Annotated in this window: 12 protein-coding genes; 6 read left to right on the top strand and 6 right to left on the bottom strand. The window is 64.0% G+C overall.

Features of this window, described 5'->3' with window-relative positions; translation table 11 throughout:
* Positions 1-22 precede the first annotated feature (22 nt).
* From OXT71_22050 to OXT71_22030, 5 genes are all read right to left on the bottom strand, one after another.
* Entirely contained in the window at positions 23-1,921 is a 1,899-nt protein-coding gene (locus OXT71_22050; GenBank protein MDE2929078.1) for an SMP-30/gluconolactonase/LRE family protein, read from the bottom strand.
* A 25-nt stretch (positions 1,922-1,946) separates the two neighbouring features.
* On the bottom strand, positions 1,947-3,650 hold the full coding sequence (locus tag OXT71_22045) for a hypothetical protein (protein ID MDE2929077.1): 1,704 nt from the start codon (positions 3,648-3,650) through the stop codon (positions 1,947-1,949).
* 25 nt (positions 3,651-3,675) lie between these two features.
* Positions 3,676-4,896 (bottom strand): Gfo/Idh/MocA family oxidoreductase, encoded by a 1,221-nt coding sequence (locus OXT71_22040; GenBank protein ID MDE2929076.1) that lies wholly within the window; start codon positions 4,894-4,896, stop codon positions 3,676-3,678.
* A gap of 69 nt (positions 4,897-4,965) precedes the next feature.
* Positions 4,966-6,558, bottom strand: coding sequence for a hypothetical protein (locus OXT71_22035; GenBank protein ID MDE2929075.1), 1,593 nt, complete (start codon positions 6,556-6,558; stop codon positions 4,966-4,968).
* Between the two features lie 6 nt (positions 6,559-6,564).
* Positions 6,565-8,040, bottom strand: coding sequence for a hypothetical protein (locus OXT71_22030; protein ID MDE2929074.1), 1,476 nt, complete (start codon positions 8,038-8,040; stop codon positions 6,565-6,567).
* Positions 8,041-8,479: 439 nt separating this feature from the next.
* Between OXT71_22030 and OXT71_22025 the strand changes: the two genes are divergently transcribed.
* From OXT71_22025 to OXT71_22015, 3 genes are all read left to right on the top strand, one after another.
* On the top strand, positions 8,480-8,902 hold the full coding sequence (locus tag OXT71_22025) for a nucleotidyltransferase substrate binding protein (GenBank protein ID MDE2929073.1): 423 nt from the start codon (positions 8,480-8,482) through the stop codon (positions 8,900-8,902).
* Entirely contained in the window at positions 8,895-9,263 is a 369-nt protein-coding gene (locus OXT71_22020; protein ID MDE2929072.1) for a nucleotidyltransferase domain-containing protein, read from the top strand. The genes OXT71_22025 and OXT71_22020 overlap by 8 nt, the downstream gene beginning before the upstream one ends.
* A gap of 96 nt (positions 9,264-9,359) precedes the next feature.
* Positions 9,360-9,542, top strand: coding sequence for a hypothetical protein (locus OXT71_22015; GenBank protein ID MDE2929071.1), 183 nt, complete (start codon positions 9,360-9,362; stop codon positions 9,540-9,542).
* Positions 9,543-9,564: 22 nt separating this feature from the next.
* Here OXT71_22015 and OXT71_22010 read toward each other — a convergent pair whose 3' ends face one another.
* On the bottom strand, positions 9,565-10,557 hold the full coding sequence (locus OXT71_22010; protein ID MDE2929070.1) for an amidohydrolase family protein: 993 nt from the start codon (positions 10,555-10,557) through the stop codon (positions 9,565-9,567).
* A 127-nt stretch (positions 10,558-10,684) separates the two neighbouring features.
* Here OXT71_22010 and OXT71_22005 point away from each other — a divergent pair, with 127 nt between their 5' ends.
* Genes OXT71_22005 through OXT71_21995 form a run of 3 tightly spaced genes read left to right on the top strand, consistent with a single transcriptional unit; the run spans position 10,685 to position 13,205 of the window.
* Positions 10,685-11,887 (top strand): alpha-hydroxy acid oxidase, encoded by a 1,203-nt coding sequence (locus tag OXT71_22005; GenBank protein ID MDE2929069.1) that lies wholly within the window; start codon positions 10,685-10,687, stop codon positions 11,885-11,887.
* Positions 11,887-12,654, top strand: coding sequence for a hypothetical protein (locus OXT71_22000; GenBank protein MDE2929068.1), 768 nt, complete (start codon positions 11,887-11,889; stop codon positions 12,652-12,654). Before OXT71_22005 ends, OXT71_22000 begins: the two co-directional genes overlap by 1 nt.
* Positions 12,651-13,205 carry a hypothetical protein gene (locus OXT71_21995; protein ID MDE2929067.1) on the top strand — a complete coding sequence of 185 codons (555 nt, stop codon included), beginning with the start codon at positions 12,651-12,653 and terminating at the stop codon, positions 13,203-13,205. Before OXT71_22000 ends, OXT71_21995 begins: the two co-directional genes overlap by 4 nt.
* Positions 13,206-13,252 lie beyond the last annotated feature (47 nt).

Here is a 13,252-nt window from a genome sequence, read left to right as displayed (position 1 = left end):
GGTGTTTCTTGCGCCCCCGAAGCTACGGATGCCGGAAGCCTTGAACCCTGGTCGGTATCCTCCAGACGGAATTGGGGCTGACCATGTAGAGCTCGTCGTAGTTGTCGCCTCCGAAGGTGCAGCTCACCACCGGCAGCTCGGGGGTGTGGATGGTCCCGACGTAGAGGCCGGTCTTATCGAAGATCTGAACGCCGGAGAGCGTTCCGACGTAGATTCGGCCCTCCATGTCCACCGCCATCCCGTCGGCTTGAGTATTGACCCGGTCTTCCGGATCGGCGGCGTCCATCACATCGGGAGTCAGGTTGAGCATGGCAAACTTGCGCTTGTTGGCAAGCGATCCGTCCTCCTGGATATCGTAGGCCCAGACGAAGTTCTCACCCGGGCTCTTCCAGGTGTTGTTCAGGTAGAAAGTCTTGCCGTCCGGCGAGACCTCCACGCCGTTGGGCATGGCGAACTCCCCGGCGGGCACCACCACCCGGGCGCGTCCTCTCCGCGGGACGTAGTAGACCTGGGCGCCGGGCTGACTCTTCTTCGCCTCCAGCGTGAACTGGGGATCGGAGACATAGATGCCCCCCTTGGCGTCCATGACCAGGTCGTTGGGGCCGTCCACCGGCTTGCCGTTGACCCGTCTGAGCACGTTGCGGATGACCCTCCCGGTCCGGGGATGGACCTCCACGACCCGGTGTCCGAACATGTCGCAGACGATGAGGTTGCCGCGCCGGGAGGCAATGGTTCCGTTGGTCTGCCGGCCGCGGGAGAGCACCCTGGTCTCACCGTTCGGCTCCATGCGGATCAGGCGGCTCCGCTTGGGATCTCCGGTCCAGTCGCCTCCCGCCGGATCGGCGAAATACATGTCGGAAAAATAGAGCCGCCCATCCATCCAGGTGGGACCCTCCAGGAACGTAAAGCCGGTGGCCACCCGCTCCGGCTCGCTTCCGGGGGCGATCACTTCTTGATAACGGGCGCTCTGGCGGTTGGCCGCCTCCAGATAGTCGGGCCTCACCGGCCAGAAGGCATCCAGGACGTCGGCTCCGAACTCCCCCGACTCTCCGGCATGCACCATTCCTCCCGGAACGAAGAGGGCATGCCGGGCCTGCCCGTCCACCGGCAAGTTGAGATCGACCATGGTCTGCACCACGTTCCCTCGAAGCACCATCATCAGTTGGTCCTCGGGATGGATGTGCAAGGGGAAGTACGCCGACGGATCCAGGGTGATGAAGCTGAGCATGGCGTTCTTGCCCCAGATGAGCCGTGAATTCGCCTTGCTGCGCGGGTAGGAAAGGCTCTTGTCGGCGGGGATCAGAGGCGTGAGCTGAATCTGCCCCATGTTGTAGACCTTTCCCGCCTCCAACGAAGGCATCACCCCCTGATCCGGCATCTCGGCGGGTTCGACCTCGACACCGGCCAACTCCAGGTGGTCGGTTCTCAGCGGCGAAAAGATTTCGACCAGCTCCGCGCCCTCGGCGCCCGCCTCCAGCCGGCGCCGGGTCCCCTCGGCCAGGTAGATCACGTCGTTCCTGGCCAACGTTCGATCCTGGTCATCCACCCGCAGGGTCATGCCGCCGGCCCGGACCGTAGTGATCGCCTCCACGTCCAACGTCTCTTCCGGATAGACGGCGCCCGGCTCCAAGGTCACGTATTCGTAGAGGGTCCCCTGGCCCCACGCCGCCCGGGCCGTGACCCCGGGAGCCAACTCCAGCTTGGGAAGCGTCCCATCGGGATAGACCTTGTCCCAGTCCAGGTTGGAGCGAACGCCCAGATCGGGAACCTCCCGCTCCCTTCCCTGGACTCCGTTTTCCTGGATCACCCGGGCGTTATCCTCGGTCCAGGGTTCCCCCATCCGGCAGCCGGCGGCGAGCAATAGCACCAGCGCCGCAGCCGCCGCGGGCCCAAGCCATTTCCCGAAAAGCGAATTCCTCATGTTCTCTTCTCCCCATCCAACACGGTCATACCAATCGGGCTCCCGGCCCCAGGCGGACGATGGTCTCGTTTCTGCCCAGATCGTCCGGATCCCGGCCCCTCCAGGAATTCTTCCCCCGCAGGTACCGGACCTCCAGTTCCACGTCCCGGAGCTCGACGGGCGGTGTCACGTCCGGATCCCGCTCCAGGAGGGTGACCTCGATCCGATTCCTTCCCTGCCGCGGCCATTGTTCCCGGTCCGGACGAAAAACGAACCAGTAGCCGGCGACTCTTTGCCTCCTGGGGGACCTCATGGTGTAGATCTGGTTGATCTTTCTCATCCGCTCCTCGGGCAGACGCCGGCCGTTGAGGGTGAACCGCCAACGATCCAGCTCGGTGGTCCCGGCGATACGCAGGCGAAGCAGAACCTCGTGGACGCGGCCGGCGCGATCCCACCGGGGCAGGTCGTCCGCGATCTCCAAATCGACTGCCACCGCCCGTCCCACCTCCAGCTTCCGCGGAAGGGGCAACGGTGGCTCGTGGGAGCGAAGCCGGGTCCCGGCCCGGGTCGGCACGAAGTAGAACTTGTCCTTGGCGGCCATCACGTCCGGATGGGGCGCCTCCCGGAGCTGCTCGTAGAAGGATGCCTGGTAAGGCCAGCGGGCGTACCACTGGTCCAGGTAGAGCCCGTCCACTCCCTGGGCCCAGTAGTTGCAGGCGCCCGCCCGCGCGACGGTGATGTCGGAGTTCTGAAGCCGGTCGGAGTAGACCTGCCCGTTGAGACCCGCGTAGACCCGGCAAGAGGAGCCCCGGGCGGCTTGGACCAGGGGCCGGAAGTCGGCCACATGATCCATGGAGTTGTGGGACGCACCCACCAGGACGTCGACGCTTCCGTCGCGGATCCACTGCCGCACGTCCAGTCCCCGGGAATAGGCGCGTTCCAGGTCGACCGGAACCGTAATCACCAGCTCCCGTTCCGCACCGCTGGCCTTCACCGCCTGGTGGACCTGAGACACCCAGGACGACATGATCTTGCGGCCGGCCGCGACCCGATCCGGGTGAAAAAAGAAGGGTCCGGCGTAATTGAGATGGAGTTCGAATCCATCGACGGGGTAGTTGTTCAACACCTCCCGAATCACGGCCAACCGCTCTTCCCGGACCGCTTCATGCTTGAAATCCAGATGAGTCTTCCCTGGGAATTCCTCCAGGTCCCCGGCGGCGCCGATTTCCAGATGCCGGTTCTTCCAGCGGAAGCTGGATGCCCTGACGTCATCTTGGGGAGAATCCCCGAACAACCACTGATTGACCAACAGCGTCGGGTACAACCGCATGCCCTTGGCCCGGGCCCGTTCGCAGACGATCCGGAGCGGGTCCTGGCCCCGGTCCAGCATCATCTTGACGTTCTGGCGCGCCCGCCGAAAGATGAGGTGGGGCCACTTCCGGATCGGGTCCCCCCAGATCTCCCCCACCTTGGTGTCGTGAAAGAAGGTCCGGCCGTCGGCCAGGCCGAACATCAGGGCGTCCACGGGCGTCCCCGCCAGCTCGTCCACCGCCGCCTCGAACTCCTCCCGCTCCATGGGCGGTTCGTACATGTAGACGGCCGGGTGGCGGCTGTCGTGGGTGAACATGATCCGGGGGATCGGAGAGCCCGGCGAGGTACGGCTCTTGCGAGCCGTTTCGCCTCGAGCCTTGGCCAGGCGCGAGGAGAGTCCTGCGGTCAGGGCGGTCAGAAAGAAACGCCTGCGTTTCATCCCCGGTTGCCAAACTCCCTTTCGCTCAACGGAACCAGGCGTAGTTCAGGCCCAGAGACCGGTCGGCCAGAGGTAGTTCCACCCGCTCTCCGCCACGAGCCGAGGACAATTTGAGGGCGATCTCCACCTCCATGGCCTGAGCCACGCGCCGGCCCGAGTTCTTGGGTTCGTCCAGGTCTCCGGCCAGGCACCTCAGGGCATCGTCGAGGCAGTTGACGGCTCCATAGGAACCCACGAACTTGGGATCGGGCCAGGGGACTTCGACTCGCCGCGTCGGGCCGGACAGAGATTTGACGTCCCGCCAGATTCTCCATCCTCTTCCCCTGCGGTCGAAGCTGATCTCCCCCTTCGATCCACTGACCCGGATCATGGGACCGCCGGGCCGAAAGTGGACCACCTGACCCTTCCGGGTCACCATCATCCCCTGACCACGAAATTCGTCGCTGCCGTTTTCCAGGCGTGGGCCGTCGCCGATGCCGCTCACCCAGGCCGGCGGACTGTCGATGAAGTAGGTCCAGTTCTGATGCTGGGAGAGGTAGAAGCCGGCCTCAATGGAGACCACCTCTCCGATGGTCCCGTCCAGAACCATCTGCTTCGCCTTCTCGAAAGAGGGATGGACCGTGGTAATGGCCCCGGCCACCAGCGGAACCCCCCGGTCGGCACAAGCCTGGACCATCCGGTCCGCCTCCTCCAGGGTCAAGACCATGGGCTTCTCCGTGATCACCGCCTTGGCCCCGTGCTCCACCGCGGCGCAGGTCAGAAAGGAACGGCCCTTGACGTTGGTGCAGACCGCGACGATGTCCAGCCGTTCGCGGCGGAACATCTCGATGGCGTCGGTGTAGAGGGCTTCGATTCCATAGCGCTCCCCGAAGATCGCCAGCCGTCTCCGGTCCCGTTCCGCTCCCGCCACCAGTTCCACTTCGGGACGGGAGTGAAGCGCTTCCGAGTAGGAGACGGGCAGACCCTCGTTCCCCGGGTGATCGTGGTGGTAGAACTTCCGGTGAACGTCGATCTCGCCGGGCGTGGGGCGGTTTCCCTCCATGTCGTAGGCGGGATCCCAATAGGTTCCCTGCCGGTGCAGCCCACCTCGGCCGGCCAGATCGTAGAGGACGCCGGTCCAGCCCAGGCCGATGACGCCGGCTCGATAGGTCGGTGCCGCCGTCTCGGCCGCAGCCGCGGAGGCGGACCCCGAACCGAGAGCGGCGGCAGTCCCCGCCGCGGTCTTCAGAAAATCCCTTCGAATCATGATCGATCTCCTTGCCGCTCGTTCGCGGACTCCGAGAGAAGATGGCCGCGACAACTACCCTCTCACGTCTCAGACGGTTCGGCTATCGTCGCCGTCCCGGTAGTCCAACTCCACCTTCATCTCCGCCAAGGTGACCGGCCCGTCCAGACCGGGGTTCCGGTGAGCGAGCCGGATTAGAAAACGGTTGACTCCCGCCCGCAGCGGTGGAACCGGCAACTCATACTCGATCCAGTACTTCCAGACGTACATGTTGGCATCGTCGATCCTGCGCTTTCCGGTCTCAGGCGCCAGGGGAATTCCGTTCAGCGCCACTTCCATCCTGTCGTCGGAATGAAGCTTCTTGAACCGCATCCGCAGCCGGGCGCTCCGGAGACGTCCATCCGCGGCGTCCGCGGCCAGGTCGTCCCCGATCCTGAGCCGGACGTCCGCCCCGTCCCCCTGAGACGCGGTGGACAAGCTCAAGGGAAGTTGTGCGGGAGGGTGGGTGCCGGCCCAGAGATCGCCCTCCTGGGTATGGACCGGATAGACCTTGTCCCGCCTCCGCAGAACGCCGGGGTCGCCGATTTCGCGCAAGGACTCGTGATGCCGGTCCTTTCGCGAGTACCAGTTGAAGAGATAGATGCCGTGGGCCCCCTGGTCCCAGAAATTCAAGGCGGCGCCGCGGGCTTCCTTCACCGGCTGGTGCCAGCCCATTTGGGCCAGCAGGGTGATGGGCCGGTCCCGAACCGCTTCCACGTACTGCTCCAAGGGAAGGCTCAACTCGAAGCCGCGAGGCGTGGCGGCGATGACCAGGTCGGGCAGTCCCTCCCGGATCCAGGTCTCCACGTCCAGGCCCATCCGCAGCGAGATCTCCATGGGCGTGGCGACTCGAACCGCGAGCCGGACCCTCCGGCCCGTCTCCTCCCGGAGCCGATCCAACAGCGCCCGGACCCGGCGGACCAGGCCGGTGATGAGATGCCGGTTGCGGTAGGCCTCATCCGGCTTGAAGTAGGCCGGATGCCGCAGAAAGTCCAGCTCGATACCGTCGAGGCGATAGCGAGTCGCCAGCTCCTCGACGATCCGGTAGCGGCGCTCCCGGACCGGGGCATGGGCGAAATCGAATCCGGTGCTGAAGCCGGGATGGACCGCATCTCCCAACAGGAACTGGGGATGCTCCTTCCGGTACCGGCTGAGGGTATCCATCGATTTCCAGACCGGGCTCTCGTGACAGTCGTTCATCCGTAGCGAGGCGAAGAACTCCAGACCCCGCGCTCGAGCCCGATCATTCATGGCCTGGAGATAATCGGGCCGCTCTTCGACGATCTTCATCAGGCGCTGGTACCACTGGAAGTAGTCGGCCGATTCGAAACCGTCCAGATGGGCGCCCACCATCTCCGCCACCTCCGAAGGGTAGTGCAGCACGTCGCTGGAGATGACGTTCCAGAAGAGGGCATCCACCTGGGTCCCCAGAAACCGGTCGACGGCCAGTTCCAGGAAGTGCTCCAGGCTCTCGGACATGAGGATCGGCGCAAAGGAATCGTCGTTGTAAACGATTCGGTAGTCTCGCGTTCCCTCTTCGGAGGCGCGTTTCCGGCCCCGCAGTCCCCGCCCCGCCGCTAGGAACGAGGTGGAACCGGCCAGGAAGCTGCGCCGATCCAATTCAGATTCTCGGGCGGCGCCCATGGCGATTCAGCGGAACCGGATCGAATAGAGATCGGCGCCCCTCATCACGAAGCGCAGACGGACGACCGTCCCCTGGAGCCGGCCCAGAGCCGGGCCGTCCTTCCAACGCACCACCCGTTCGATCTCGTCGCCGATGATCTCGGTGCAGTCGTCCAGGCTCCGTCCCGGGATCGGCTCTCCCTTCTCGTCCTGCACCTCGACGCGAATTCCGCCCGCCGCCGACGTGGCGTAGTTCAGGACCAGTTCGTTTCCCGAGAACCGCAGGGGCCGGGTGAGGAATTCGCCGCCGCCGTAGGGCGCGCGAACCGAGGCGAAACCGTCGGTCCGCACCACGAAGCGCTCCATGCCATTGGTCTTGAAGCCGTAGTCCCGCTGGACGTAGAAGGAGATCTCGTCCTTCGAAGTGGCGATGAAGCCCTCTCCCGGGTAGTTGGTCCTGGCGCTCCAACTGCTGGGTTCCAATCCCGGCCGGACGAAGGCCTCCGGGAACGTCCAGCGGATCCGGTCAGGCTCAGAGGCGCGGATGCTCTGCAGAACGGTGTCGGCGATGCTGCTGCAGCCGCCCCCCAGCGGATGCCGTCCCAGCTTCTCGCACTCCTCGTCGGTGAGGGACCTCTTGTTGGGCACGAAACGGGCGGCCAGCGCCAGGTAGATGTGGGGCGCACGGAAATAGGGACGGACGCCGATGGTGTAGAGCTGCTCCTCCCGGGTCGGGGGATTCGGACCGAAGTCCATCAAGGAGAACTCCCCCCAGCCCGTAAAGTCCGAGGAGGTGGCCCGGCTGACGGTACGGATCAGCTCTTCGCTCCTTTCGTCGTCGGACCGGACGTACTGGACGTAGCGTTCCTCCACCGCGCTCCAGAAGACGCTTCCCAACCGCTCCCCGGGATACGCGTCGTGCATCACCTCCCAGTGGATGCCGTCGGATGAGACGTATGCCCGGACACCGATCCCGGTCTCCAACCGGGGAGGCCCCTTGAGAGCCTTGAGGCGCTTCGAGTGAGGCACCCCGGGACGGGTATCCAGGAAGGGTGCGAAACCGCTCCCCTCGAAGACGGCGTTGTTCCGGGTCGAGCCCAGGAGTTCGATCCGGCCCACGTTGGGCTTCTCCCAGTGGATGCCGTCGCGGCTCACGGCCACGCAGGTGGATTCCACCAGCGGTTCCCCCTTCTTCCAGGGAGGGAGGCCGCGGTAGTACATGCGGTAGGTCCCAGAGTCGTCGACAATCCTGGGAAATCCGGAAAACTCTCCTTCCCAAGGCTCGTCGAAACGCAACACGATTCCCTTGGAACGGGGCCGGTGAAGCTTGAGCCGGGCGCCCTGGAGTCGGTCGATCAGGATGTCGTCGAGGAACATCTCCAGCCGGGAGCCGATGTCCCGGACCGGCTTGTCTTCGGCGCCGATCGGTGAAGAAACGAGCGTGGCCAGGAGCAGGAGCAGGGCACCCCGGTTTCCGAATCGAATCCTATCCCCGAAGCTCAAGCATTGGTTTCCCCCGATCATTGCGGCTCCTCTCCAGTCTTCATCGCGGACGCCTATGCCCAACTTCGCGGCCGGTCCCGCATTCCATCGCAGATGGTTGAATCCACGTGGTTTCCGTAGAGTAACAGATCCCGGAGTGGACTCCACGGCGTGCAGATGGGAAGCGGAAATCCCCGCCAAGCGTGATCATGAGAATCCAGCCCACACCCCGAGAGATTCTCACCATGAACTTTTCGGCGGCGATCTTCAGTTCTCGTATCCCTTTGTCTGGTGCACGGGTGAGGAATGAGGTCTAAAATGGACCCGTGATTCGATTCGAGTTGGACGGCAAACCGTTGAGGACCGAAGTCTTGGCGGAAGTCATCTTCAGGGCCGCTACGCTGGACGCGCCAATCGAGACGAATCCGGAGCGCTTGGGGTTTGGGACAGTTAATGGAATATGATCCTCAACACGGATTTCGTCACTCAGTGTATCCGCACTTTGGAGGTTGCGTTCGAGCAGTTGCAGCAGCATGAAGCGGGTGACGTTGCCTATGACATCTTTCGCGCGGCTTGTGTCAAAGAGTTTGAATTAATCTTGGAGCAAAGCGGCAGCCTGCTGAAGAAACGGCTCAGACCTTACTTTGCCAGCAACCGCAGGGCGGACCGTCTCACCTTCAAGAACCGGTTCCGCCATGCCGCCAAACATGGGTTGATCTCCGTTGACAGTTGCGAACGCTGGCTCGAATACCGGGACAACCGAAACGACACGGCGCACCAGTACGGCGTGGACTTCGCCGAAACGACGCTCAGGCTATTGCCCCGTTTCATAGAAGATGCCAAGGAGATGGCTCGGGTTATAGCGGAGAACCCGGATGACTGAGCATCTGGACCTGCCTCAGCGCTACCGGAAGCAGATTGAAGCCCTATTGGGGAAACATCTGCCGGAAGTGGAGGCCTGGGCCTACGGAAGCCGCGTCAACGGCCAGAGCCATCCAGGCAGCGACTTGGATCTGGTATTGCGCAGTCCGACGCTGGAACCGGTCCCAAGGGACAAATACGTCGATTTCATAGAGGCGCTGGAGCGGTCCAACATCCCGATCCTCGTTCAAGCACACGATTGGGCGCGACTGCCGAAGAGTTTCCACCTTGAGATCGAACGAAACTACGTCGTGTTGTTCGCTGGTCCCTCAAACGGCCCGTCCTACGGCGACGCAGCACCCCCCAAAGTTCGGTCCGGTTAGTTCTCATCCGGGTGGAGTATTGCCAATAAACGTCTGTTCGTCCCGGCAACGAATTCGCAAGTGCTCCGGCGCCGCCTTGGAGAAAGGGGAGATTCCATGAATCAACTGATCAGCATCCTGATATTCCTGGCCGTATTGGCTTTCATCGTGGGGACGCTGGCCCGCTTTCTGGGCGGAGGGAACTTGTTGGGCAACGAGGCGGTCGTCTACTGGAGGGGATCGATGGGCTTTCTGGCTTTCGCCGTCACGCTGTTGCTGGTGCAGATCCGGGACAAGTAGCCGGGGCCCATCGACCAGCCGGCTACTCCAGGCGAAGCAGCTGTCGCGCGTTGGTCCAGAAGACATCCTCGACCTGGGCGTCGGAGAGGCGCAGGTTCCAGGCCGCCGTCTTGAGCGCCCGCAGCGACTCCAAGCCCAGGTAGACGGGCTGGATCTTCCGATAAGAGATGGCGTTCCAGTCGATGTTGTTCTCGTAGAGCCAGATATGGTTGTCGCCGATGGCGACACATCTCCCCCGCAGATGGCTGATGGGATAGTCGGACCCCCACATCAGGCGGGTATGGCCGAACTGCCGGACGATGGGCTCGAAGGCGCCCGCCTCGGTCATGGCCGAGGTGTCGAACCAGACGTTTTGGAGCCCCGCCAGGGAGTGGATTCCTTCGGCCGTATGGTGAGGGTTGAAGGCGGTGCCGGAGTGCGCCAGGACCAGGCGCATCCTGGGCCAGGTTTCGCAATAGCGCCGGATGGTGGCCTGGTTGACCGGGTCCGCCAGGGCCCGGCTCTTGACCATGTGGAGCATGATGACCAACTCTTCTTCGTGCGCCACCCGCACGTGCTCTTCAGTCAGGAACTCCTCGATTTCCGCTTCCCACGTCTCCTCGCCCGGAGCGAAATGCTGGTAGACCTTCAATCCCACCATGGAGAGGCGCCGGACCTCCTGGCGCACCTCCTCGGGGTCCATGTGGGGGGACACGATGAGCAGGGACCGCGAGGCCGGGTCCTGGCCCACCTGGGCCGCCACGTACTCGTTGGAGGCCCGGAAGGTCTCCTCGTGGAGTCCGCCGCCGAAGAACAGGCCATGGGTCTTGCGTCCCGGAGTGATCCACTGAATCTCTCTCCGGTAACGCTGAAGGGGAAGTTTCTCGGGTCCACCCTCCAGGATCGTCGGCTTCTTCCACTGCCACAACTCGTACAGGTGGGCGTGGACGTCGTAGATCCGGTCCGGAACGAAGCCGTCCAACTCCCTTTCGAACAGTTCCCGGTCCGCGTCCGTCGGCTCCCAGGTCAATTCCATGGCATTCCTCCAGGGTGGCCGGCAATTATTCCACAAGCGCCGCGCTGGGTTTCACCGGGTTTCCGGGCCATCCGGCAACTGTTAGACTGAATCCGCAACGGGTCCGCCGAAAAACCGATCGTCCTCGATGCTCACTCGACGCCACGCTATAGCCGCTTTTGCCCAGTTTTTGATCTCCTCTCCGCTTCTGGCGGGACGGACCGGCCTGCTCGAATCCGCGCTTTCGTCCCCGGAAAGCGAGAAGCAGCTTCTGGATCTGGTCAACGTCTTCGACTTCGAAAAGCTGGCCCAGTCCAAGCTCGACCCGGTGGCCTGGGCCTACATGGCCGAAGGCTCCCAGGACGAGGTGTCCCTCCGCGACAACCGGAAGGCCTTCGAGCGGATCATCCTCCGCCCCAAGATCCTGACCGACGTCCACAAGATCGACACCTCCATCGATTTCCTGGACACGAAACTCGACTATCCCATCTTCGTCTGTCCGGCCGGCGGCAAGAACTGTTTCTTTCCGGGCGGAGAAGAGGAGGCCGCCCGCGGCGCGGCGGCTTCCGGAGCCATGTTCATCACCAACGGCGGCATCGACGAATACCTGGAATCGGGCGAGGGCCCCAGGTACTGGTGGCAGTACACGACCGGCGGCGAGTTCAGAAATGAAAACAGCATGCTGAACTTCGTGGAGCGGCTGGAGGATCAGGGAGCCGCCGGCATCTGCTTCACCGTGGACAACATGCACGTCTCCTACCGGGAACGGAGCATCTACAACCGGTTCGTACGCGGGTGGTGTGATACCGGAATTCCCAGAGACGCGGAAGGGAATCTGATTTACACACCCCGGGACCGCTTCTGGCGCACCGGCGTCTATCCCGAGCGTCCGTTTCCCACACCGACCTGGGAAACGCTGGACCAGTTGATGAAGCTGACGGACCTGCCCATCATCATCAAGGGGGTCATGACGGCCGAGGACACGGCGAAGTGCGCGGAACAGGGCGTGGCGGCGGTCGTGGTCTCCAATCACGGGGCCCGGCAACTGGATCACGTGGGCGGCACCATCGAGGCTCTGCCCGAGTGCGTCGCCGCGGCCCAGGGCCGCCTGCCCGTGCTGATCGACGGAGGCTTTCGCCGCGGCGGAGACATCCTGAAGGCCCTGGCGCTGGGAGCCACCGCCGTGGGCGTGGCGCGTCCCTATCTCTGGGGGCTGACCTGCTTCGGCCACCAGGGAGTCTCCCGGGTGCTCGAACTGCTTCGAGTGGAATTGGCGCTGGATATGGGAATGGCCGGCGTCGCCAGGATTGCCGAAATCGACAAGTCCCTGGTTCGGATACGGGGGTTCTGATGTTCTATCGCAGAGAATTCTTGGAGCTGCTGGCGGCGGCCGCGCTGGGGCCGCGAGGCTATCCGGTCCGCACACCCCGAGTGGAGACCCTGTGGCGGTCTCCCGACAAATATCCCAACGCCTTGGAGGCCACCGCCGAGGGGCTCTGGGTGGGAGAGCAGCTCACCAACAAGGCCTACCTTCTGGACTGGAAGACGGGCAAGGTATTGCAGGAAGTTCCGACCGAGTCCACGAACACCAGCGGCATGGCGTACGGGGGAGGCTACCTCTGGATGGCGGCCAACGGACCCGCACTGCGAAGGCCGCCGAGACCGACGGACGCCAAGACCGGACGTATCCTGCAGATCGACCCCGCAACCGGCAAGACCCTGGCCCGGCATCCGGTTCCGGGCGGAGGGGGCGTGCACGGCCTGAACTGGGCCGAAAACACCCTCTGGATCACCACCTTGCGCCGCAAGAGCCTGACCCAGGTGGATCCCGATTTCCGCGTTCTTCACTCCATCCCGGTGACCCTGGGACGGGCCCACGGGCTGGCGTGGGACGACGGTTCCATCTGGTGCATGTTCTCGAACGACTACGTGATCCACCGTCTGGACGCCAAGGACGGCCGCATCATGGAGGCCATCCAGTTGAGCCGGTCCGACCCCGATCCCCACGGGATGACCATGCACCAGGGGGTCTTCTACTACACCGACGCCGGCATCGCTCCCGGCGGAGGGGACTCGAACAGCCGGTACTCGGGCTACATCTGCCGCCTCCACTTGTGAGAACCCTGGTTGCCGCAGTCGTCCTGGGTCTGCTCCCTCCCGCCATTGCGGGAGAGGAGGGCAAGATCGTCCGGCCGCCCGACCGGTCGATCCTTCCCGCCGGAGAGATCAGCATTGCGGCTACCGGTCCCGGCGCCCGGCTGGAACTCGACGGCCAGCTTCTCTCCGCCCACGAACCCTTTCCCGACGTTTTCCATGCCAAGGTCACTCCGGGTCCCGGAGAGCACTCGCTGGCCCTGGTCTGGGAGGACGGACGCCGGGAGATCCGGTTCTTCGTGGGAGAGGGAGCGCCCGAGGGATTCGCTCCCTTTCGCCTGCATCCACCGTTCGCCATCGACTGCCAGACCTGTCACGCGCTGAGCCGGCGGGGACGGTTTCGCTTCAAGGGCGATTGCTTCGCCTGTCACAAGAAGACCACGTTCGTGGACAGCCACCAGCACGCCCCTCACGTCCTTCGCGACTGCGGCCTCTGCCACAACGCCCATGGTTCCACGGTGGCGGATCATCTCATCGTAGACCGGGAGCAGGCCTGCAAACTCTGTCACAACTGAGACGGGGCCGGCGCTCGCCGGGACGCGGCGGCGGCCGCCCCGGCTGG

It is taken from the genome of Acidobacteriota bacterium (assembly GCA_028874215.1).
Classification (GTDB): Bacteria; Acidobacteriota; UBA6911; order RPQK01; family JAJDTT01; genus JAJDTT01.
The sequence above is the reverse complement of the archived record's forward strand: the minus strand, read 5'-3'. Positions and strand labels throughout refer to the sequence as shown.

What these genes read in the sequence shown, in the direction of transcription:
- OXT71_22005 (MDE2929069.1), top strand. Translation starts at nt 10,685, where the DNA reads ATGCTCACTCGACGCCACGCTATAGCCGCTTTTGCCCAGTTTTTGATC.
- OXT71_22035 (MDE2929075.1), bottom strand. Translation starts at nt 6,558, where the DNA reads ATGGGCGCCGCCCGAGAATCTGAATTGGATCGGCGCAGCTTCCTGGCC.
- OXT71_22040 (MDE2929076.1), bottom strand. Translation starts at nt 4,896, where the DNA reads ATGATTCGAAGGGATTTTCTGAAGACCGCGGCGGGGACTGCCGCCGCT.
- OXT71_22020 (MDE2929072.1), top strand. Translation starts at nt 8,895, where the DNA reads ATGACTGAGCATCTGGACCTGCCTCAGCGCTACCGGAAGCAGATTGAA.
- OXT71_22010 (MDE2929070.1), bottom strand. Translation starts at nt 10,557, where the DNA reads ATGGAATTGACCTGGGAGCCGACGGACGCGGACCGGGAACTGTTCGAA.
- OXT71_22050 (MDE2929078.1), bottom strand. Translation starts at nt 1,921, where the DNA reads ATGAGGAATTCGCTTTTCGGGAAATGGCTTGGGCCCGCGGCGGCTGCG.
- OXT71_22000 (MDE2929068.1), top strand. Translation starts at nt 11,887, where the DNA reads ATGTTCTATCGCAGAGAATTCTTGGAGCTGCTGGCGGCGGCCGCGCTG.
- OXT71_22045 (MDE2929077.1), bottom strand. Translation starts at nt 3,650, where the DNA reads ATGAAACGCAGGCGTTTCTTTCTGACCGCCCTGACCGCAGGACTCTCC.
- OXT71_22025 (MDE2929073.1), top strand. Translation starts at nt 8,480, where the DNA reads ATGATCCTCAACACGGATTTCGTCACTCAGTGTATCCGCACTTTGGAG.
- OXT71_22015 (MDE2929071.1), top strand. Translation starts at nt 9,360, where the DNA reads ATGAATCAACTGATCAGCATCCTGATATTCCTGGCCGTATTGGCTTTC.